Raw genomic sequence first — 18,797 nt, 5'->3', positions numbered from 1 at the left:
CTGATTCCAAGTCTGGGACGTCGTTTTCAGAGCGATCCTGAGCCTGACGAAGCGCCGACCGCCCATCCCGTCCCGCCCCCGCGCCGCACTCCCGGCCGGGCTCATCGGGAGTCCGCGGGGCGGTCCAGCGCGGGATCCAGCTCCGCCAGCGGACCCAGCGCCGACCGCACGTCCGGCGGGATCTCCGTCTTCCCCTTGGACGCCGGATCGATGAACACGTGCCGTACCTCCCCGTCGGCGATCAGCCGCTCGCCCACCCGGAACTCCGGACGCACGATCATGCTCGTCACCCCCAGCCGCGCGATCGGCAGCCGCACGTCCAGCAGCTCGTCGAACCGCGCGCCCTCCCGGTACCGGATCCGCGCCTCCGCCACCACCAGGTCGTAGCCCGCCGCCACCATCGCGTCCGGTGAGCAGACCGCCGCCCGCCACAACTCCGTCAGCGCCACGTCGTAATAGAAGAGATAGTGACCGTTGAACACGACGCCCTGCTGATCGCACTCGCTGTACCGCACCCGGATCCGGTGTGTGAAAACCTCACCCATGACGGGCATCCTGCCGTATCCGCGCGACCTCAGGCGCCGGGCAGGAACAGGCAGAACGGATGCCCGGCCGGATCGAGATAGACCCGGACGTGCTCCTGCGGCTGGAAGTCAGCCAGCACCGCACCCTCGGCCTCTGCTCGCGCGCCGGCCGCGTCCAGATCGTCCACCTCGATGTCCAGGTGCGCCACCCATTCCGCGCTGTCCGCCACGACCTTCGACCCCAGCAAGCGGCGGTAGAAACCGGCCAGCGCCCGCGGATCCGGTGCGTCGAGCACGGTGGCGGGAGGGGTACTGCCCGATCAAACCGTCGGGATACCCATAATTGAGAGTGCTGGCAGCTAGTTGAACTATCTCTTGGACTTCTGGACGGGGTCGCGTCAGAGTTGAAGGACCGGAAGCGAAGGAGATGGCCATGACGGAATATGAGAAGGCGATGCGGCCCGAGGACATCACCCGGCTGTTCGTCGAGCGGTCCAACGCCGGTGACGCCGCGGGGGTCGCCGCGCTGTACGAGGAGGATGCGGTCCTGGCCTACCCGCCGGGCTCCCAGACGGTGGGACGGGAGGCGATCCGCGCGCTGTGGGAGAAGGTGCTGGAGGCTCGCCCGCACTTCGAGCCCGAGGAGCCGCTGCCCACGCTGATCAGTGGCGACATCGCGCTCACCTCGACCCCGCCGAAGGACGGGGCGGGCGCCCGCGCTCAGGTCGTCCGCCGCCAGCCCGACGGGAGCTGGCTCCGCGTCCTCGACCAGCCCGAGTTCGTCACCCCCACCGGTTGAGCGCGGCACTCTGCCGGGACCGGAGGCGCGCTGTCCGGCGGACCGCCGAGCGGTCCGCCGGACGCCTGCGAGGGGCAGCGTGAACGGCTGCGGCTAGGTCAGGTCTGGGCCGTGGGGCGGACGACGATCTCGCTGACGTCGACGCCGTCCGGTGCCTCGATCGCGTAGCCGATGGCCGAGGCGATGGCGGAAGGCGGCAGGCCGATCTCTTCGCGTGCCTTCACCATCAGCGCCGCCGTCTCGGGGTCCGCCCCCTTGCCGACGCCCTCCGTGTTGGTCAGGCCGGGCGAGACGAGGCTGACGCGCAGGTCGGGCCCGGACTCCTGCCGCAGTCCTTCGGTCAGCACCTTCACCGCCGTCTTGGTGGCCGCGTAGACGCCCTGCGGGGCCTTCACGACGTAGGCGGCGGTGGAGGAGACGTTCACGAACTGCCCGGAGCGCTGCCGCCGGAAGAGGGGCAGCGCCGCCCCGATGCCGTTCAGCAGGCCCGTGATGTGGGTGGCGACCATCGCGTCCCAGTCGTCCTGGCGCAGTTCGTCGAACGGCGAGACCGCCATGGTGCCGGCGTTGGAGACCAGGACGTCGAGCCGGCCGAAACGGTCGGCCGCCACATCGACCAGGCGCTTGAGGTCTTCGCGATTCGCGACGTCCACCTTGATCCCGACAGCCGAGCCGCCCTGTGCGGTGATCTTGTCGACGACCGCGTTCAGCCGGTCCTCGCGCCGGGCCCCGAGCACCATGCGGGCTCCCCGCTCGGCCAGGTAGGCCGCCGTCGCCTCCCCGATGCCGCTGCTGGCGCCCGTCAGTGCGATGACCTTGCCCTCGATGCCTGACATGGCCGGTCCTTCCGTGAGGTAGGTGCACGCCGGTACGGTGACCTACAGTCGAAGTGGAGGCGTCTCCACTCTTGGGAGGTTAAGTGGGCACGCCTCCACTTAGCAAGTCGGGCGTTCAGGAGGACAGGCACTGATGGCCCAGGAAGCACAGCGCCCGTTGCGAGCTGACGCGCGGCGCAACCGGGAGAAGATCCTCGCGACCGCGGCGGACATGTTCGCGAGGGAGGGGCTCGACGTCCACCTTGAGCGCATCGCCAAGGAGGCCGGGGTCGGCACTGCCACGCTGTACCGCAACTTCCCCACCCGCGAGGCGCTGGTCGAGGCGGTCTACCGCAACGAGGTCGCCCAGCTGTGCGACGCGGCCCCCGCGCTGCTGGCGGCCGACCCGCCCTTCGCGGCCCTGCGCGCCTGGACGCGGCTCTTCCTGGACTACGTGACCGCCAAGTACGGCATGATCGACGCCCTGCGGGCCATCGCCGCGACGGGAGGCAACCCCTACGGCCACAGCCGGGAGATGATCCACGCCGCCCTGACCGTCCTCATGGACGCGTGCGCCGCCGCCGGCGAGATCCGCACCGACATCGGCCCCGCCGACATCGCCACCGCTCTCGAAGGCATCGCCCTCACGTCGGCGGGTCCCGAACGGCGGCAGCAGGCAGAACGCCTGCTCGACCTCACCCTGGACGGCTTGCAGGCCGGTCCACGAGGGGAACCGACGCAGGCAGGCTGACGCTCAGGACACCGCTGTCACACGCCGCGGGACGGGCGCGGGGCGCCCGGCGGATCAGGGCTCGTAGGACAGGTTCGGGCGCAGCCAGCGCTCGGTCTCCTCGACGGTCATCCCGGCACGGGCCGCGTAGTCCTCGATCTGGTCGCGGCCGAGACGTCCGACGGTGAAGTACCGCGCGTCGGGGTGCGCGAAGATCAGGCCGCTGACGGCCGCCGCCGGGGTCGTCGCGAACGACTCGGTGAGGGCCATGCCGTGCGCGTCCGCGCCGAGCAGGTCGAACAGGATCCGCTTGCGGCTGTGGTCGGGGCAGGCCGGGTAGCCGAGCGCCGGGCGGATGCCGCGGAACCGCTCGGCGTGCAGGTCCTCCAGCTCGGGCTTGGCGTCCGGCTCGAACCAGGCGCGGCGGGCTTCGAGGTGGACGAACTCGGCGAACGCCTCGGCGAGCCGGTCCGCGAGGGCCTTCACCATGATGGCGCGGTAGTCGTCGTGCTCCGCCTCGTAGGCGGCGGCCAGCTCGTCGGCGCCGTGCACGGCCACCGCGAACCCGCCGAGGTGGTCGCCGGACGGGGCCACGAAGTCGGCGAGGCAGCGGTTCGGGCGCCCGTCGGGCTTCGCCGTCTGCTGGCGCAGCATCGGGATCCGGGTGCCGTCGTCCAGCACGAGGTCGTCGCCCTCGGAGTGCGCCGGCCAGAACCCGTAGACGCCCTCGGCGCGCAGCGAGCCGTCGGCGATGATCTGGTCGAGCAGCACCTGGCCGTCGTCGTACAGCTCGCGGGCGACGGGCTGGTCCAGGATCGCCGGGAACTTGCCCTTCAGCTCCCAGGCGAGGAAGAAGAACTGCCAGTCGATCATCTCGCGGAGCTCGGTGAGGGACGGCGTGACGGTCTTCAGGCCGGTGAACTCCGGGACGGGCAGCTCGTCGAACGAGGGGCGCTCGGCGTTCGCGCGGGCCTGCTCCAGGGTGAGCATCGGCTGCTGGCGGCGGTTCTCGTGCGCCTCGCGCAGCGCCTCCTGCTCCGCCCGGTTGGCGGTGTCGAGGACGCCGGCCCGGTCGGGGTCCAGCAGGTCCGACACGACGCCGACGACCCGGGACGCGTCCAGGACGTGCACGACCGTGTTCGCGTAGGCGGGCGCGATCCGCACCGCCGTGTGCTGCCGGGACGTGGTGGCGCCGCCGATGAGCAGCGGCATCTTCAGCCCGCGCCGGTCCATCTCGGCGGCGACCGCGACCATCTCGTCCAGCGACGGGGTGATCAGCCCGGACAGCCCGACGGCGTCGGCGCCCTCCGCCACGGCCGTGTCGAGGATCTTCCCGGCGGGGACCATGACGCCGAGGTCGACGACCTCGTAGTTGTTGCAGCCGAGGACGACCCCGACGATGTTCTTGCCGATGTCGTGGACGTCGCCCTTCACCGTCGCCAGCACGACCTTGCCCTGGCCGCGGCGGGTGTCGAGGCGGCCCTCCAGGCGGGCCTGCTCCTTCTCGGCCTCCATGAACGGTTCGAGGTAGGCCACCGACCGCTTCATCACGCGGGCGCTCTTGACGACCTGCGGCAGGAACATCTTGCCGGAGCCGAACAGGTCGCCGACGATCTTCATGCCGTCCATCAGCGGGCCCTCGATCACGTCGAGCGGGCGCGCGGCGGCCTGCCGGGCCTCCTCGGTGTCGTCCTCGACGAAGTCGGTGATGCCGTGGACGAGGGCGTGCGCGAGGCGCTCCTCGACGGGCTGCTCGCGCCAGGACAGGTCGACCTCGCGCTTGGTGCCGCTGCCCGACACCGTCCGCGCGAACTCGATGAGCCGGTCGGTGGCGTCCTCGCGGCGGTCGAACAGGACGTCCTCGACGTGCTCCAGCAGGTCCGCGGGGATGTCGGCGTAGACGGCGAGCTGCCCGGCGTTGACGATGCCCATGTCGAGGCCCGCGCGGACGGCGTGCAGCAGGAACGCCGAGTGCATCGCCTCGCGGACGACGTTGTTGCCGCGGAACGCGAACGACAGGTTGGAGATGCCGCCGGAGGTCAGCGCACCCGGGCAGCGCTCCTTGATCCGCGGCAGCGCCTCGATGAACTCTTTGGCGTAACCGTTGTGCTCGCTCATGCCGGTCGCGACGGCCAGCACGTTCGGGTCGAAGATGATGTCCTCGGGCGCGAACCCCGCTTGCTGGGTCAGCAGGTCGTAGGCGCGGCCGCATATCTCGACCTTGCGGTCGGCGGTCTCGGCCTGGCCCTGCTCGTCGAAGGCCATCACGACGACCCCGGCGCCGAAGCTCCGGACCTTGCGGGCCTGTTCGAGGAACTGCTCCTCGCCCTCCTTGAGGCTGATGGAGTTGACCACGCCGTTGCCCTGCACGCACTTGAGCCCGGCCTCCAGCACGCTCCACCGCGAGCTGTCGATCATGACCGGGATGCGGGCGATCTCCGGCTCGGTCGCGATGAGGTTGAGGAAGGACGTCATGGCCTGCTCGCTGTCGAGCAGGTCGGCGTCCATGTTGACGTCGAGGAGGTTCGCGCCGCCGCGGACCTGCTCCAGCGCCACCTCGGCGGCCGCGGCGAAGTCCCCGGCCTCGATCAGCTTGCGGAACCGCGCGGAGCCGGTGACGTTGGTCCGCTCGCCGATCATGACGAAGCCGGTGTCGGGGCCGATCTCGAACGTCTCCAGCCCGGAGAACCGGCTGCGCTTCGGCGGGTCGGCGACGGTGCGCGGCGCCTTCCCGGCGACGGCCTCGGCGATCTTCGCGATGTGCTCGGGGGACGTCCCGCAGCAGCCGCCCGCGATGTTGACCAGGCCCTCGGACGCGAAGTCGCCGAGCAGCCGCCCGGTCTCCTGCGGGGTCTGGTCGTAGCCGCCGAACGCGTTGGGCAGCCCGGCGTTCGGGTGCGAGGCGGTGTAGGTGCCGGCCAGCCGGGCCAGCTCCTCCACGTGCGGGCGCATCTCGGTGGCGCCCAGCGAGCAGTTCACGCCGACGACCAGCGGGTCGGCGTGCTTCACCGAGTTCCAGAACGCCTCGACGGTCTGCCCCGACAGCGTCCGGCCGGACAGGTCGACGATCGTCACCGAGATCCACAGCGGCAGGTCCGGCGCGACCTCCCGGGCGGCGGAGATCGCGGCCTTCACGTTCAGCGTGTCGAAGATCGTCTCGATCAGCAGCAGGTCGACGCCGCCCTCGGCGAGCGCCTCGATCTGCTCCGCGTACGCGGCTTTGACCTGGTCGAAGGTGACGGCGCGGTAGGACGGGTCCTCGACCCGGGGCGACAGCGACAGCGTCACGTTCAGCGGCCCGACGGACCCGGCGACGAACCTGCCGCCGGCCTCGTCGGCGGCCTGCCGCGCCAGCCGCGCGCCCGCCAGGTTCATCTCGCGCACGTACTCCTGGAGGCCGTAGTCGGCCTGCGCGATGCTCGTGGCGGTGAAGGTGTTGGTGGTGGTGATGTCGGCGCCCGCCGCCAGGTACTGCCGGTGCACGTCGAGGATGACGTCCGGGCGGGTGAGGTTCAGCAGGTCGGGGTCGCCGGTGACGTCCATCGGGTGGTCGGCGAACCGGTCGCCCCGGTAGTCCTCGGGCTTGAGGTCGGCGCCCTGGAGCATCGTGCCCCACGCGCCGTCGAGCACCGCGATCCGCTCGTCCAGGACGGCCCGCAGCTTCCGCGTGCGCTCCTCGCGCGACTCCCGGACGGCCTGTGCTTCCTGCATCCGACACCTCCCTCTGCTCGGGAGGCGCCCTTGTTTCCGTCATCCAGGCCGAGCGTGGCGGGCCGGCGAGTCCCGGCGGCCCGTTGCAGCGCCTCTCGGCTTGAGGCCTGATCTTACCGTGCCCGCCGGGGTGGCCGTCGGTTTCCACCGCGATCGCCGCGACCGCGCCCCGCCGCCGCGCCCCGGATGAGTACCCGGCCGCGGGCCGTCTAGGTGCGCGTACTCATCCGCGCCGCCGCCCCACGCCGCCACGATGAACCGATCGTTCCACTAGGAGGATGTCATGAGATTCCGATCACTGACCGCTTGGGCCACGCTGCTCCTCCTCGCGGCGGGCTGCGGGGAGCAGAAGGGAGGAGGCCCGGCCGCCGCCGGGGTCGCACGGACGCGTCCCGGCGTCACGTGGACGACCGCGTTCGAGGACACGGCCGTGCGGACCGACCCCCGCATCGTGGCCCTTGGACCCGACGACGTCTGGGTGTTCGGCGGGCGCCGCCCCGAGGACGCGGCCGGTTGGCCCGCGGCCTGGCACTGGAACGGCCGCGACTGGACGAGGTCGGACCCGTCGGGCGGACGCGTCGGCGCCGTCCTCGCGGCCGGAGCGTCCTCGGCGTCCGACGTGTGGGCGGTGACCGGTGGCGGCTCCGGTTCCGGTGCGACCGTCCTGCACTGGGACGGCGCCCGCTGGACGGTCGATCGGCGCCTTCCCGGCTTCAGCGTGACCGACATCGAGGTGCTCTCCCCGCAGGACGTCCGCGTCTACGGCGTCACGGGGCCCGCCCACGGCGTGGCATGGACCCGGACCGCCGCCGGATGGTCGCGAGCCGCCCTGCCCTTCCCGCCGACCGAGGTCAGCGCCCGGTCGGCCCGCGACGTCTGGGCCATCTCGTTCGACCAGCGGCTGTTCCACCACGACGGCGCCCGGTGGCGCCCCGTGTCGCTGGGCCGCGCTCTGCCGCCCGGCGGACGGCACCAGCTCATGCAGGTCACCGCGACCGCGCGCGGCGTCTGGCTCACGGCCGAGGTCACCGGCGACGAGCCGCCGCGCTCGATCCCGAGCGGCCAGGACGCCCCGCCCGCCGAGCCGAACGGCGGGCCTGCCGGGCCACGGGGCGCGGTCGGGCCGGTCCTGTCGTCCTACCTCCTGCGCGGGGATCCGGCGGGTTCGCGCTGGACGGCCGAGAACGTCACGACCAAGGCGGGACGGCTGAACGAGGCCGCCGCGCCCGTGACCGACGCGGACGGCGGCGTCTGGCTCATCGGCTCCCTCGACGTCAACGCCTACGAGTCCGCCCTCGCCTACCGGACCCCCGCGGGCGCCTGGACCCGGGCCGCCGTCCGCGCTCCCCGTTTCGGCACGTTCGAGGTCCGTGCCTTCGCGCGCGTGCCGGGCACCGGGCGGTTCCTCGTCGCGGGCATGGACGACGAGCGCGGCGCGGTCCTGTCCGCCTCGCCGCCCGCGAACTGATCGGCTCTGCCGGACGCCCCTCCTGCGGTGCGGCGGCATGGGCTCGGCAAAGGTTCGGCAGGGGAGTGGCCCGACGGACGGGCGCGGCCGGTCGGCGCGGTTAGCGTGCGGACATGCCGCAGACGCCCCACGACGCCGGGAGCGGCCGGGAGGACGGCCGGGGAGACGGCGGCGAGGGCGGCGGAGCCGCGGTGGCGGCCGCGGACGGGCGGCCCGATCCGCGGCGGATGCCGCCCTGGCTTCCCAGGGCGTTCCTGCTGGCCGGCGCCACCGTCCTGCTGTTCGTGGTCGGGCTGTGGCTGGCCGAGCGGCTGCGCGAGCTGCTGCTGTTGCTGCTCATCTCGCTGTTCCTGGCGTTCGCGATCGAGCCCGCCGTCAACTGGCTGGCCGCGCGCGGCTGGCGGCGCGGCCTCGCCACCGGCCTGATGTTCGTGGTGATCGCCCTGCTGGTCGGCGGGTTCGTCGGCGGGATCGGCTCGCTGCTGGCCACCCAGACCACCCACCTCATCGCCGGGTTCCCCGAGTACGTCCGCCAGTCCATCGACTGGGTCAACGGGACGTTCGGGACCCGCCTGTCGCGGGACACGCTGTTCCAGCGGCTGCCGACCGTCACCGACCAGCTGTCGAGGCACCTGTCCGCGCTCGCGGGCAACGTCTGGGGCATCGGTGCCACCGCGCTGGAAGTGGTCTTCAAGTTCCTCGGCGTGCTGCTGTTCACCTTCTACCTGTCCGCGGAGGGCCCGCGGTTCCGCCGGACGGTCTGCTCGGTGCTGCCGCCGCACCGCCAGCGCGTGGCGTTGTGGGCCTGGGAGATCGCCATCGAGAAGACCGGCGGCTACATCTACTCGCGCGCGCTGCTCGCGGTGATCTCCGCGGTGGCGCACTACATCGCCATGGCCGGCCTCGGCGTCCCCTACGCGCTCACCCTCGCCGTGTGGGTGGGGGTGGTGTCGCAGTTCATCCCCGCCGTCGGCACCTATCTCGCGGGCGCGGTGCCGGTGCTGATCGCGCTGACCGAGGCTCCCTCGACCGCGCTGTGGATGCTGCTGTTCATCACCGCCTATCAGCAGCTGGAGAACTACCTGCTCCAGCCGCGCATCACCGCGCGGACCCTGGACATGCACCCCGCCGTCGCGTTCGGCCTGGTGCTCGCGGGCGCCGCCGTCGTCGGGCCCGTCGGAGCGCTGCTGGCGCTGCCGCTCGGCGCGAGCGTCCAGGCGTTCGCCGGCGCCTACGTCCGCCGCTACGACGTCGAGGAGCACCCCCTCACCGCGCCCGACCCCGCCCGCCCCCGGCCGGGCGCCCGCCTCCGCCGCCTCTTCCGCAGGCCCCGCCGCTGACCGGTGGACGGGGACGTCGCGCCGGGTTAGCGTGCCAGCAGTGCTTGATCATTTCTCACGGGCCGCTCGGGGGCGGAGGGAGCCGACATGTACCGATCCCGCACGCGCCGCCGCGGGCGCCTCACCGGCCTCGCCGGCGGCCTCGCCGCCGGGGTCCTCGCCGTGACCGCGCTCGGCGCCCCCGGCGCCTCCGCCGCGCCCGGCGGCGCCGCACCGGGGAAGGACCCGGCGCTGCTGCGCGTCCTGCGCTCGATGACGCTGGAGGAGAAGGCCGCGCAGCTGTTCGTGCTCCAGGTCCACGGCAAGAGCGCCGACACCGCCGATCCCGCCGACGTCGCCGCCAACCGCAGGCTGTACGGCGTGGACAACGCCGCGCAGGTCGTGGCCCGCTACCACCCGGGCGGGTTCATCTACTACTCCGCGAGCCCCGCCAACGTCGAGAGCCCACGGCAGCTCGCCGCGTTCTCCAACGGCGTCCAGCGCGCGGCGACGGCCCAGCGCGTCCCGGTCCCCGCGACGATCGCCATCGACCAGGAGGGCGGCATCGTCGCCCGCGTCCAGCCGCCCGCGACCCAGTCGGCGGGCAGCATGGCCCTCGCCGCGGGACGCCGCACCGGCGACGCGAAGGCCCTCGCCCGCATCACCGGGCAGGAGCTCCGCGCCATCGGCGTCAACCAGGACTACGCGCCGGACGCCGACGTCAACGTCAACCCCGCCAACCCGGTCATCGGCGTCCGCTCCTTCGGGTCCGACCCGGGCCTGGTGTCCCGCATGGTGACCGCGCAGCTCGACGGCTACCGCGCCGGGAACGTCACCGCGACCGTCAAGCACTTCCCCGGGCACGGCGACACCACCACCGACAGCCACACCGGCGTCCCGCGCATCGGCCACACCCGCGAGGAGTGGGAGCGGCTCGACCTGCCGCCGTTCCGCGCCGCGATCGCCCGCGGCGCCGACTCGATCATGACCGCGCACATCATCGTCCCGGCGCTGGACCCGTCCGAGGACCCGGCGACCCTCTCGCGGCCGATCATCACCGGCATCCTGCGCGACCGGCTCCACTACCGCGGCGTCGTCGTCACCGACGCGCTCGACATGCAGGGCGTCCGCGACAAGTACGGCGACGAGCGCATTCCCGTCCTCGCGCTCAAGGCGGGCGTGGACGTGCTGCTCAAGCCGCCCGCCGACGCGTCCGGCAACGGCGTGTTCGCCCGCCAGCTCGCCGCCGTCGTCGGCGCCGTGAGGAGCGGCGAGCTCACCGAGAGCCGCATCGACGCGTCCGTCTACCGGATCCTGGAGCTGAAGAAGCGGCGCGGCCTGTTCCGCGACCCCTACGCCGACGAGTCCGCGATCGACCGGGTCGTCGGCACCCCCGCCCACCTCGCCGCCGCGCAGCGCGCCGCCGACCGCACCACCACACTCGTCAGGAACGACGCCGGCGTGCTGCCGCTGCGCCCCGGCGCCCGCAACGTCCTCGTCACCGGCTGGGGCGTCACCACCACCGCCACCCTCGCCGCCGAGATCGCCAAGCGCGGTGCCACCACGACCGTCCGGGAGACGGGCCTCAGCCCGGCCCAGGCCCGCATCGACCAGGCCGTGGCCGCCGCCCGCGAGCAGGACCTCGTCGTCGCCGTCACCAACCGCGCCTGGGACGTCCAGACCGAGCCCCCGCACCAGGGGCCCGGGCAGGCGAACCTCGTCAAGGCGCTCGTCGCCACCGGCAAGCCCGTCGTCGTCATCGCGGCCCGCGACCCCTACGACATCGCCTACTTCACCGAGGCCCGCACCTACCTGGCCACCTACTCCTACACCGCCGAGGCGCTGCGCTCGGCGGTCAAGGTCCTGTTCGGCGAGCTGAACCCGCGCGGACGGCTGCCGGTCGCCATCCCCGCCAGCGACGAGCCCGGCACCGCCCTCTACCCCTTCGGTCACGGGCTCGGCTACCGTCGCTGACGCCTCCGGCTCCTCGGGGCCGTCTCGGGGGACCGTACCGGGGGGGCCGTACCGGCCCCGCACATGCGGCGGCCCGGTTCCGGAGCGACAGCCGCAGCCGCTCCGGAACCGGGCCGGGTTCGTCCGTGTCAGGCCGGCGCGGGCCGGACCCGCCCGCCGGTCAGACCTGCCCGCAGATCAGACCTGCTTGGCGCCGATCGACTTCATCAGCGTCGGCCAGATGCCGCTCGCCTCGCGGATCCACGCGGGCCAGTTGTGCCGGCCGTCGCCGTAGATGTGCGCCGTGTACGGGATCTTCAGCTCGTCCAGCCGCTTCTTGAAGTCCTTGTTGTTCGCGCCGACGGCGATCTCGCTCAGCAGGCCGATGTCCCAGGGCGCCACGTCCGGGTCGCCGGGGCCGGGCCTGCCGGTCGTCCCGGCCGAGAAGAACAGGCCGGTGCCGCGCAGCTTCTCGGCGAGCGCCGCCGGGTCGTGCGCCGCCCAGTTGGCGTCGTCGGCGTACGGGATGCCCCAGATGGCGAACGGGTCCTGCCCGTTGCCGGCGTTCAGGAACATCAGCATCGCGGGTATGCCCGGCGAGCGCATCGACAGGATCCCGCTCAGGGACGCCGCGTACTTGAACATCCCCGGGTGCCGCGCGGCGTACCCGATGGCGCCCTCGCCGCCCGAGGAGTTGCCGATCGCCGCGCGGACCGCGCCCGCGCCGTAGTTGCGCTCCAGCAGCTGGCGCACCTCGGCGGTGTGGAAGGTCTCCCACTTGGGAGTGCCGCCCTTGCCGTAGTTGTACCAGTCGGTGTACGAGCCGTCCGCGCCCTCCGGCATGACGACGATGGCGTTGTACTTCGCCGCCCACGCCTCGATGTCGGTGTTCTTCGTCCAGGACGTGTAGTTGTCCTGGCCGCCGTGGAAGGCGTACAGCACCGGCCAGGTCGTCTTTGCGCCGCGCTGCCAGCCCTTGGGCAGCAGGATGCGCGTCTTGACCGACTTGCCGAGCGCCGGGGAGTCGATCGTGATGTCGACCTCGTTCGCGGCGATCTTGGTCTCGGCGGTGATCGTGGCGCCGTCGTCCGCCTTGACCGGCGCCGCGGCGTGCGCGGTGCCGGTGCTCACCGCCGCGGCGGAGAGCGCGAGGGCGGAGACGATCGTGCCGGCGGTCACCGAGCGGCGCCAGCGGACGACCGGGAGTGCCCGGCGGCGGACAGAGGGTGTCATAAGGTCACCTCGCGGAACTGCCCGACCCCCGTGGCCGCGCGACTGCCGCCGAGTGTCGTGGAACGCGGCCAAATGATCTACGAAGGGGGATGACAAGAAAGTGATTCCGTACTGTCGGGAAGTGAGTGATCGTGTAACGCTCCGGACGTGTCCTGGATCACACGGCACACCCGTCCATTGACGGTAATCGATCGGTTACTTGAGCATGGGAACGATCCGAGCGCGAGGAGGCGGCGATGACGGTCCGGGACGCGGACGCCCCGACGGGCGGCATCGACCTGAGCGACCTGCGGTTCTGGGGCCGCCCGCTGGAGGAGCGCGCGGCGGCGTTCGCCGAGCTGCGCGCCGCGGGGGCGCCGCGGTTCTTCGCCGACCCGGCGATCCCCTTCACCGGGCGGGGCACGGGCTACTGGGCGCTGGTGCGCCACGCCGACGTGACCGAGGCCAGCCGCAACCCGGAGGTGTTCAGCAGCGAGCCCAACGCCACCAGCGTCGTCGACTCGCCCGGCTGGCTCGACCGGTACGTCAACTCGATGATCAACATGGACGACCCCCGGCACGCCAAGATCCGGCGGATCGTCTCCCGCGCGTTCAGCCCGCGGATGCTCGCCAAGACCGAGGACGACATCCAGGCCCGCGCCGCCCGCATCGTCGACGAGCTGATCGCGGCCGGGGGAGCGGACCGCCCGGACTTCGTCGAGCGCGTCGCGCTCCGCCTCCCGGTGGAGGTCATCTGCGACATGCTCGGCATCCCCGCCGAGCTCTACCCGCGCGTCGTCCGGCTGACCAACATCGTGCTCGGCAACTCCGACGCCGAGTACACCGGCATCACCCCCGACATGGGACGGCTCCGCACCGGCCTCGGCCTGGCGAAGGTCGCGCGCGCCGGCCGGGAGCTGCACGTGATCGCCGCCAAGCTCGGCAAGGAGCGCGTCACCGCGCCGACCGGCGACCTGACCTCCGCGCTCGTCAACGCCAACGTGGACGGCGAGAAGCTGACCACCCGCGAGTTCGGGACGTTCTTCCTGCTGCTCGTCGTCGCCGGGAACGAGACGACCCGCACCGCGATCGCCCACGGCCTCAAGCTGTTCACCGACAACCCCGACCAGCGCGAGCTCCTGCTGGAGGACTTCGACGGGCGCATCGCGGGCGCCGTCGAGGAGATCGTCCGCTACTCCACCCCGGTGATCTGCTTCCGCCGCAACCTGACCCGCGACTACGAGATGAACGGGCACGCCTACGCCAAGGGCGACAAGGTGATCCTGTTCTACAACTCCGCCAACCGCGACGAGAGCGTCTTCACCGACCCGGACGTCTTCGACATCACCCGTTCGCCGAACCCGCACGTCGGCTTCGGCGGGCCCGGCCCGCACTTCTGCCTCGGCGCCAACCTCGCCCGCCGCGAGATCACCGTGATGTTCCGCGAGCTGTTCTCCCGCGTCCCCGACATCCGCGCCGCCGGCGAGCCCGACCGGCTGATGTCCAGCTTCATCAACGGCTACAAGCGCCTGCCCTGCACCTTCACCGCCCCCTGACCGCGCTCAGGCGGAGCGCGCCAGCAGCTCCGCCAGCTCCCGCGGCTTGGAGAGCATCGGCCAGTGGCCGGTGGGCAGCTCGTGGTGGGTCCATCCCGGCCCGGCCATCGCCGCGAACACCGGGTTCCCGCTCTCGGCCATTCGCCGCACCGCCGCGAGCGGGATCGTGGACAGGATCAGCGTCCGCGGCACGTCGGGCAGCGGCTCCGGCCGGCCGAGCGGCTGCGCCGCCACCGCGAACGGCTGCGGCGTCCCGCGCTCGCGGAGCGCCGCGAGGTGCCCGGCGCTGAGCCCGGCGAGGTTCACCGGGTCGGCCTCCGGGTCGAACGGCGGCACCGGGATCAGCCAGCCCCCGCCCTCGGTCTCGACCTGCTTCTCCAGCGCGGCGCGCGCCTCCGGGTCGTGGAAGTCGATGCCCGCGAGGCCCGAGGGCATCGGACCGCTGTCGACGTAGACGACCCGCGCGACCCGCTCCGGGATCCGGTCGGCCGCGCCCGTCACCGCCATGTTCGCGCCGCTGTGCGCGACGAGGACGACGTCGCGCAGCCCGCCGTCCTCGACGAGCCGGACGATGTCCTCGATGTGGGTGTCCAGGGTGATTCCCGGGTTCGCCTCGTCCGCCCGCTCCGCCAGGCCCGGGAGCGTCACGGCGTGCGCCTCGTGCCCCGCGGACCGCAGTTCGGCCGCCACCTCGTCCCAGGCCCAGCCGCCGAGCCAGAAACCGGGGACCAGTACGAACGTCGCCATGGCAGCGTCCTTCCTCGTGATCGTGGTGCCCCGCGGGCCGATGCCTCCCGCGGAGCCGTGCCTCCACCGTAGGATCGATACCGGACGGAACCCGCCCGGATTAAGCGAGTGGCCTGTGTCACATCCCACGACCCGCGTCCTGGCCATGCTGGAGCTGCTCCAGGCTGGCCACCGCATGACCGGGGCCGACCTGGCCCGGCGCCTCGGCGTGGACGAGCGGACCGTCCGCCGGTACGCCGCGCGGCTCGGCGAGCTCGGCATCCCCGTCGCCGCCGAGCGCGGACGCCACGGCGGCTACCGGCTGATGCCCGGCTACAAGCTCCCGCCGCTGATGCTCACCGACGACGAGGCCACCGCCGTCGTCCTCGGCCTGCTCGGCGGGCGGCGGATCGGGCTGCCGGGGCAGGGGACCGAAAGCGCCCTTGCCAAGGTGCGCCGCGTCCTGCCCGCCGCGCTCCGCGAGAGGGTCCACGCTCTGGAGGAGACGCTCGGGTTCACCCTCGCCGCGCGCGACGCCGCCGCGCCCGCCACCGAGGCCCTGCTCACCCTCGCCGCCGCCACCCGCGAGCGGCGCCGCGTCCGCCTGCGCTACCGCTCCTGGCAGGGCGAGCCCAGCGAACGGGACCTGGACCCCTACGGCCTGGTCTTCCACTCCGGCCGCTGGTACGTCACGGGCCACGACCACCGCAGCGGCGAGGTCCGCACCTTCCGGGTGGACCGCGTCGAGTCGGCCGAACCGGGCACCGGCACTTACGAGGTCCCCGAGGGCATCGACCCCGTCCAGCAGGTCACCCGGTCACTGGCCCGCGTCCCGTACGCCCACGAGGTCGAGGTCCTGCTGGAGACCACCCTCGCCGAGGCGCGCCGCCGCATCCCCGCCTCGACCGCCACGCTCACCGGGGACGCCGGGGGGGTGGTCATGACCACCCGCGCCGAGCGACTGGACGGGATGGCCCGCATGCTCGCCGGACTCGGCTGGCCGTTCGTCATCCGCCGCCCTGACGAGCTGCGCGCCCACGTCCGCGACCTCGCCGCCGCCCTGGACGCCCAAGCCGCACGTCCGGCGACCGACCGGCCACCCGGTCCGGCGTCGGGCTGACCTGGCGCGCGGGGCTCAGCCGCGGGCGCGCCACTCGTCCTGGAGCATGGCGTAGACGATCTCGTCCGTCCACTCGCCCTTGACCAGCTCGTTCTCCCGCAGATGGGCCTCGCGCCGCATCCCCAGCCGCTTCAGGACGCGCGCCGAGGCGTTGTTGCGGCCGTCGAGCCGTCCCACCACGCGGTGCAGGTCGAGGCCCTCGAAGCCGAGCCGCAGCACGACCTCGGCCGCCTCGGTGGCGAACCCCCGGCCGTGGTAGGCCGGGTTGAGGATGAAGCCGATCTCCCCTTGGCGGTGCTCCCGGCTGCGCCACTGGAGGTTGACCTCGCCGATCAGCGCCCCGGTCTCGCGCCAGACGACGGCGAGCACCAGCCAGTCGCCCTCCTTCTCGACGGTGGACGCGCTCATCTTCTGCTTGAGGAACGACCTGGACTCCTCCAGGTCGCGGGGTTCCCAGTACAGGAAGCGCGCCACCTCCGGGAGCGACTGGTAGGCGTAGAGGCCGTCCAGGTCGTCCTCGCCGAACGGCCGGAGGGTCAGCCGCTCGGTCTCGATGGGGTACGTGGGACGCAGCACACGATGATCCTATTCACGGTGTTCCTTCTTCGGCGACCCGTGATTTCCCGGAAAGCTCCTGTTTGCCGGGATTTCCTCTTCCCGGGAGGCGCCCGCCGCGGCGCCGCCCGACTCGCTGGCCGCGGCGCCGCCGGAGCCGCCGCCGGAGCCGCCGTCCAGCCCGACCTCGCGCCGCTCCTCGTCATCGAAGGCCCGGGTGTCGCGGAACTCCACGTACGGCTCCGCCTCCTTGGGCTGCCCGGCCGCGATCGCGCGGCTCCGCTCCAGCTCGGCGTTCAGCTCGGCGCCGAACAGGATCGCCAGATTGCTGATCCAGAGCCAGACCAGGAAGATGATCACACCGGCGAGGCTGCCGTAGGTCTTGTTGTAGGACGAGAAGCCCGCCACGTACAGCGCGAACACCGCCGAGGCGACCAGCCACAGCACGATCGCGAGGATCCCGCCCGGCGTCACCCACCGGAACCCGCGCTTGGCGTTCGGCGCGGCCCAGTACAGCAGCGCGAACAGGAAGCTCACGATCAGCAGCAGGACGGGCCACTTGGCGATGTTCCACGTGGTGACGGCGGCGGAGCCCAGCCCGAGGACGTCCCCGACCTTGCGGGCGAGCGGCCCGGAGACCACCACCGCGATCGCCGAGACCGACAGCAGCACGAGCGTGACGAGCGTGACCCCGATGCGGAGCGGGACCGTCTTCCAGATCGGCCGGCCCTCGGGGATGTCGTAGACGACGTTGGAGGCGCGCATGAACGCCCCCACATAGCCCGACGCCGACCACACCGCGGTGGCCAGACCGATCAGCGCCACCAGGCCGGCGCCGCCGCGGCTGCGCTGCAACTCGTTCAGGCTGCTGATCAGCAGGTCCTTCACCGCGCCCGGCGCGAGGTCGCCGACGTTCTTGATCAGGTCCTGGGTGACGGACTGCCCGGCCATCCCGACGAGCGAGACCACCACCAGCATCGCCGGGAAGATCGACAGGACGGAGTAGTACGTGAGCGCCGCCGCCCAGTCGGACAGGTTGTCGTGCTTGAACTCACCGTAGACGCGCTTGAGCGCCCCACCCCACGAGGTCGCGGGGAGGTCGGTGGGAGCGCTTGGCTTGCGCATGGCTGCCTCTTTCCAAGGGGTGTCGCCGACGGGACGGCCGCCGTCCGGCGGCCGCCTCCGGGGCGGGCGGGGTCAGGACGAGCGGCGGCGGACCTTCACCGGGACGGACTGGGCGCGCTTCAACCGCACCTTGACGGCGGGGACGGGCCCGGACGACCGGTGCCGGCGGCGCCGCACCCAGAAGGCCAGCAGCGCGGCCGCGCCGGCCGACGCCGCCACCGCGACCCCGCCCTTGCCGGCCCGCGCCTTCGCCTGGTCGGACGTCGCCGCGTCCTTGGCCCCGGAGGCCCGCGCCGCGGCGCCGTCCTTCGCCGAGGACGCCTTCGCCGCCGCGGCGTCCTTGGCCTCCACGGCCTTCGCGACCGCCGCGTCCTTGGCAGCCGACGCCTTCTCCTTCGCCTTGGCCGTGGCCTCCGCCGCCTTGTCCTTCGCCATGCCCTTCACGTCGGTCTTCGACGCCAGCGCCTCGACGGTCTCGCCGAGATCGTGGCGCGCCCGGTCGACCTCCTGGCGCAGCTCCTCGGTATCGGCCTCGCCGGGTTTCGCGTCGGCGCCGGTACCGGCGGTCCCGGGTCGCGCGTCGGCGCCGTGCCTGTCGTGGCTCGTCATCGGTGCGCCTTCTCCTTGATCTCCTGCACGGCCTCGCGGCTGGTGTCCATCGCCTGCTCCGGCTTCGGAGGCGTGGCCCGCGCGGTCTCCTTGCGGCCCATCAGGGCGAGGACCCCGGCGACCGCCATCAGCACCGCGCCGATGATGAGCGCCGACGCCCACACCGGGAGGACCAGCGCGAGCGCGGCCACCGCCGCCGCCACCAGGACGGCCACCCCGTACAGCGCCACCAGCCCGGCGCCGCCGAACAGCCCGGCGCCCGTCCCGGCGTGGCGGCCCTTCTCCTTCAGCTCGGCCGTGGCGAGCCGCATCTCGGCGCGCACGAGCTCGGAGACCTGCTGGGTCGCCTGCCTCACCAGCTCGCCGGTGCCCTGTTCGTCCCGCTCGCCCTGCCCGTCCGATGCCGGGCGGGCGAGGTCCTGCCTGGACGCCCCGACCGTCCCGGCACCCGTTCTGCCGTCCTGTGTCGGCCGCACGGTGCTCATAGTCCCGAGCCTCCTCCAGTGCCGTCTTCGCTCAGCCTGGATAGCCCGTTCCCCCTGCTCGTGCGCTAAACGTGCAGGACCCGTGACGGG

General features: G+C 72.7%; 17 protein-coding genes and 1 riboswitch. Of the genes, 7 read left to right on the top strand and 10 right to left on the bottom strand.

What is annotated here, in order from left to right:
• Positions 1-101: 101 nt before the first annotated feature.
• Positions 102-545, bottom strand: coding sequence for an acyl-CoA thioesterase (locus E1300_RS03830; protein WP_165502664.1), 444 nt, complete (start codon positions 543-545; stop codon positions 102-104).
• A 29-nt stretch (positions 546-574) separates the two neighbouring features.
• Complete coding sequence (locus E1300_RS03825) at positions 575-820, bottom strand: VOC family protein (RefSeq protein ID WP_131755456.1); 246 nt, start codon at positions 818-820, stop codon at positions 575-577.
• 137 nt (positions 821-957) lie between these two features.
• Between E1300_RS03825 and E1300_RS03820 the strand changes: the two genes are divergently transcribed.
• Complete coding sequence (locus E1300_RS03820; protein ID WP_131755455.1) at positions 958-1,323, top strand: YybH family protein; 366 nt, start codon at positions 958-960, stop codon at positions 1,321-1,323.
• 98 nt (positions 1,324-1,421) lie between these two features.
• Here the strand turns inward: E1300_RS03820 and E1300_RS03815 are convergent, their stop codons facing one another.
• Positions 1,422-2,159, bottom strand: coding sequence for an SDR family oxidoreductase (locus tag E1300_RS03815; RefSeq protein WP_131755454.1), 738 nt, complete (start codon positions 2,157-2,159; stop codon positions 1,422-1,424).
• A 133-nt stretch (positions 2,160-2,292) separates the two neighbouring features.
• Between E1300_RS03815 and E1300_RS03810 the strand changes: the two genes are divergently transcribed.
• Entirely contained in the window at positions 2,293-2,889 is a 597-nt protein-coding gene (locus E1300_RS03810; RefSeq protein WP_131755453.1) for a TetR/AcrR family transcriptional regulator, read from the top strand.
• Positions 2,890-2,943: 54 nt separating this feature from the next.
• On the opposite strand, the gene metH is transcribed toward E1300_RS03810, so the two are convergent.
• Positions 2,944-6,579, bottom strand: a complete 3,636-nt coding sequence (gene metH, locus E1300_RS03805) for a methionine synthase (protein WP_131755452.1) — start codon at positions 6,577-6,579, stop codon at positions 2,944-2,946.
• Positions 6,580-6,594: 15 nt separating this feature from the next.
• Positions 6,595-6,682: riboswitch (S-adenosyl-L-homocysteine riboswitch) on the bottom strand.
• Between the two features lie 180 nt (positions 6,683-6,862).
• Between metH and E1300_RS03800 the strand changes: the two genes are divergently transcribed.
• From E1300_RS03800 to E1300_RS03790, 3 genes are all read left to right on the top strand, one after another.
• Positions 6,863-8,047 (top strand): hypothetical protein, encoded by a 1,185-nt coding sequence (locus tag E1300_RS03800; protein ID WP_131755451.1) that lies wholly within the window; start codon positions 6,863-6,865, stop codon positions 8,045-8,047.
• 113 nt (positions 8,048-8,160) lie between these two features.
• Positions 8,161-9,387, top strand: a complete 1,227-nt coding sequence (locus E1300_RS03795; protein ID WP_131755450.1) for an AI-2E family transporter — start codon at positions 8,161-8,163, stop codon at positions 9,385-9,387.
• 87 nt (positions 9,388-9,474) lie between these two features.
• Positions 9,475-11,340: a glycoside hydrolase family 3 protein gene (locus E1300_RS03790; protein ID WP_131755449.1), complete on the top strand. Its 1,866-nt coding sequence runs from the start codon at positions 9,475-9,477 to the stop codon at positions 11,338-11,340.
• Positions 11,341-11,517: 177 nt separating this feature from the next.
• Here the strand turns inward: E1300_RS03790 and E1300_RS03785 are convergent, their stop codons facing one another.
• Positions 11,518-12,552, bottom strand: a complete 1,035-nt coding sequence (locus E1300_RS03785) for an alpha/beta hydrolase (RefSeq protein WP_131755448.1) — start codon at positions 12,550-12,552, stop codon at positions 11,518-11,520.
• Between the two features lie 236 nt (positions 12,553-12,788).
• On the opposite strand from E1300_RS03785, the gene E1300_RS03780 reads away from it, so the two are divergent.
• Positions 12,789-14,087: a cytochrome P450 gene (locus E1300_RS03780; RefSeq protein WP_131755447.1), complete on the top strand. Its 1,299-nt coding sequence runs from the start codon at positions 12,789-12,791 to the stop codon at positions 14,085-14,087.
• A gap of 6 nt (positions 14,088-14,093) precedes the next feature.
• On the opposite strand, the gene E1300_RS03775 is transcribed toward E1300_RS03780, so the two are convergent.
• Positions 14,094-14,834 (bottom strand): alpha/beta fold hydrolase, encoded by a 741-nt coding sequence (locus E1300_RS03775; protein ID WP_131755446.1) that lies wholly within the window; start codon positions 14,832-14,834, stop codon positions 14,094-14,096.
• 115 nt (positions 14,835-14,949) lie between these two features.
• Between E1300_RS03775 and E1300_RS03770 the strand changes: the two genes are divergently transcribed.
• Positions 14,950-15,933 carry a helix-turn-helix transcriptional regulator gene (locus E1300_RS03770; RefSeq protein ID WP_131755445.1) on the top strand — a complete coding sequence of 328 codons (984 nt, stop codon included), beginning with the start codon at positions 14,950-14,952 and terminating at the stop codon, positions 15,931-15,933.
• Positions 15,934-15,948: 15 nt separating this feature from the next.
• Here the strand turns inward: E1300_RS03770 and E1300_RS03765 are convergent, their stop codons facing one another.
• The 4 genes from E1300_RS03765 to E1300_RS03750 all read right to left on the bottom strand — a co-directional run bounded on the left by E1300_RS03765 (position 15,949) and on the right by E1300_RS03750 (position 18,707).
• Complete coding sequence (locus E1300_RS03765; RefSeq protein WP_131755444.1) at positions 15,949-16,509, bottom strand: GNAT family N-acetyltransferase; 561 nt, start codon at positions 16,507-16,509, stop codon at positions 15,949-15,951.
• Between the two features lie 9 nt (positions 16,510-16,518).
• The gene (locus E1300_RS03760) at positions 16,519-17,613 is read right to left on the bottom strand and encodes a YihY/virulence factor BrkB family protein (protein WP_131755443.1); all 1,095 of its coding nucleotides are present in this window, start codon (positions 17,611-17,613) and stop codon (positions 16,519-16,521) included.
• 72 nt (positions 17,614-17,685) lie between these two features.
• Positions 17,686-18,222 carry a DUF3618 domain-containing protein gene (locus tag E1300_RS03755; RefSeq protein WP_131755442.1) on the bottom strand — a complete coding sequence of 179 codons (537 nt, stop codon included), beginning with the start codon at positions 18,220-18,222 and terminating at the stop codon, positions 17,686-17,688.
• Positions 18,219-18,707 carry a phage holin family protein gene (locus E1300_RS03750; protein ID WP_131755441.1) on the bottom strand — a complete coding sequence of 163 codons (489 nt, stop codon included), beginning with the start codon at positions 18,705-18,707 and terminating at the stop codon, positions 18,219-18,221. The genes E1300_RS03755 and E1300_RS03750 overlap by 4 nt, the downstream gene beginning before the upstream one ends.
• Between the last annotated feature and the right edge of the window lie 90 nt (positions 18,708-18,797).

It is taken from the genome of Actinomadura fibrosa, assembly GCF_900659615.1.
Classification (GTDB): Bacteria; Actinomycetota; Actinomycetes; order Streptosporangiales; family Streptosporangiaceae; genus Spirillospora; species Spirillospora fibrosa.
This window is presented reverse-complemented; position numbering and strand designations above follow the sequence as displayed.

Coding starts and splice junctions, on each gene's coding strand:
- E1300_RS03785 (WP_131755448.1), bottom strand. CDS start 12,552: ATGACACCCTCTGTCCGCCGCCGGGCACTCCCGGTCGTCCGCTGGCGC.
- E1300_RS03790 (WP_131755449.1), top strand. CDS start 9,475: ATGTACCGATCCCGCACGCGCCGCCGCGGGCGCCTCACCGGCCTCGCC.
- E1300_RS03760 (WP_131755443.1), bottom strand. CDS start 17,613: ATGCGCAAGCCAAGCGCTCCCACCGACCTCCCCGCGACCTCGTGGGGT.
- E1300_RS03820 (WP_131755455.1), top strand. CDS start 958: ATGACGGAATATGAGAAGGCGATGCGGCCCGAGGACATCACCCGGCTG.
- E1300_RS03780 (WP_131755447.1), top strand. CDS start 12,789: ATGACGGTCCGGGACGCGGACGCCCCGACGGGCGGCATCGACCTGAGC.
- E1300_RS03800 (WP_131755451.1), top strand. CDS start 6,863: ATGAGATTCCGATCACTGACCGCTTGGGCCACGCTGCTCCTCCTCGCG.
- metH (WP_131755452.1), bottom strand. CDS start 6,579: ATGCAGGAAGCACAGGCCGTCCGGGAGTCGCGCGAGGAGCGCACGCGG.
- E1300_RS03810 (WP_131755453.1), top strand. CDS start 2,293: ATGGCCCAGGAAGCACAGCGCCCGTTGCGAGCTGACGCGCGGCGCAAC.
- E1300_RS03795 (WP_131755450.1), top strand. CDS start 8,161: ATGCCGCAGACGCCCCACGACGCCGGGAGCGGCCGGGAGGACGGCCGG.
- E1300_RS03755 (WP_131755442.1), bottom strand. CDS start 18,222: ATGACGAGCCACGACAGGCACGGCGCCGACGCGCGACCCGGGACCGCC.
- E1300_RS03750 (WP_131755441.1), bottom strand. CDS start 18,707: ATGAGCACCGTGCGGCCGACACAGGACGGCAGAACGGGTGCCGGGACG.
- E1300_RS03815 (WP_131755454.1), bottom strand. CDS start 2,159: ATGTCAGGCATCGAGGGCAAGGTCATCGCACTGACGGGCGCCAGCAGC.
- E1300_RS03830 (WP_165502664.1), bottom strand. CDS start 545: ATGGGTGAGGTTTTCACACACCGGATCCGGGTGCGGTACAGCGAGTGC.
- E1300_RS03775 (WP_131755446.1), bottom strand. CDS start 14,834: ATGGCGACGTTCGTACTGGTCCCCGGTTTCTGGCTCGGCGGCTGGGCC.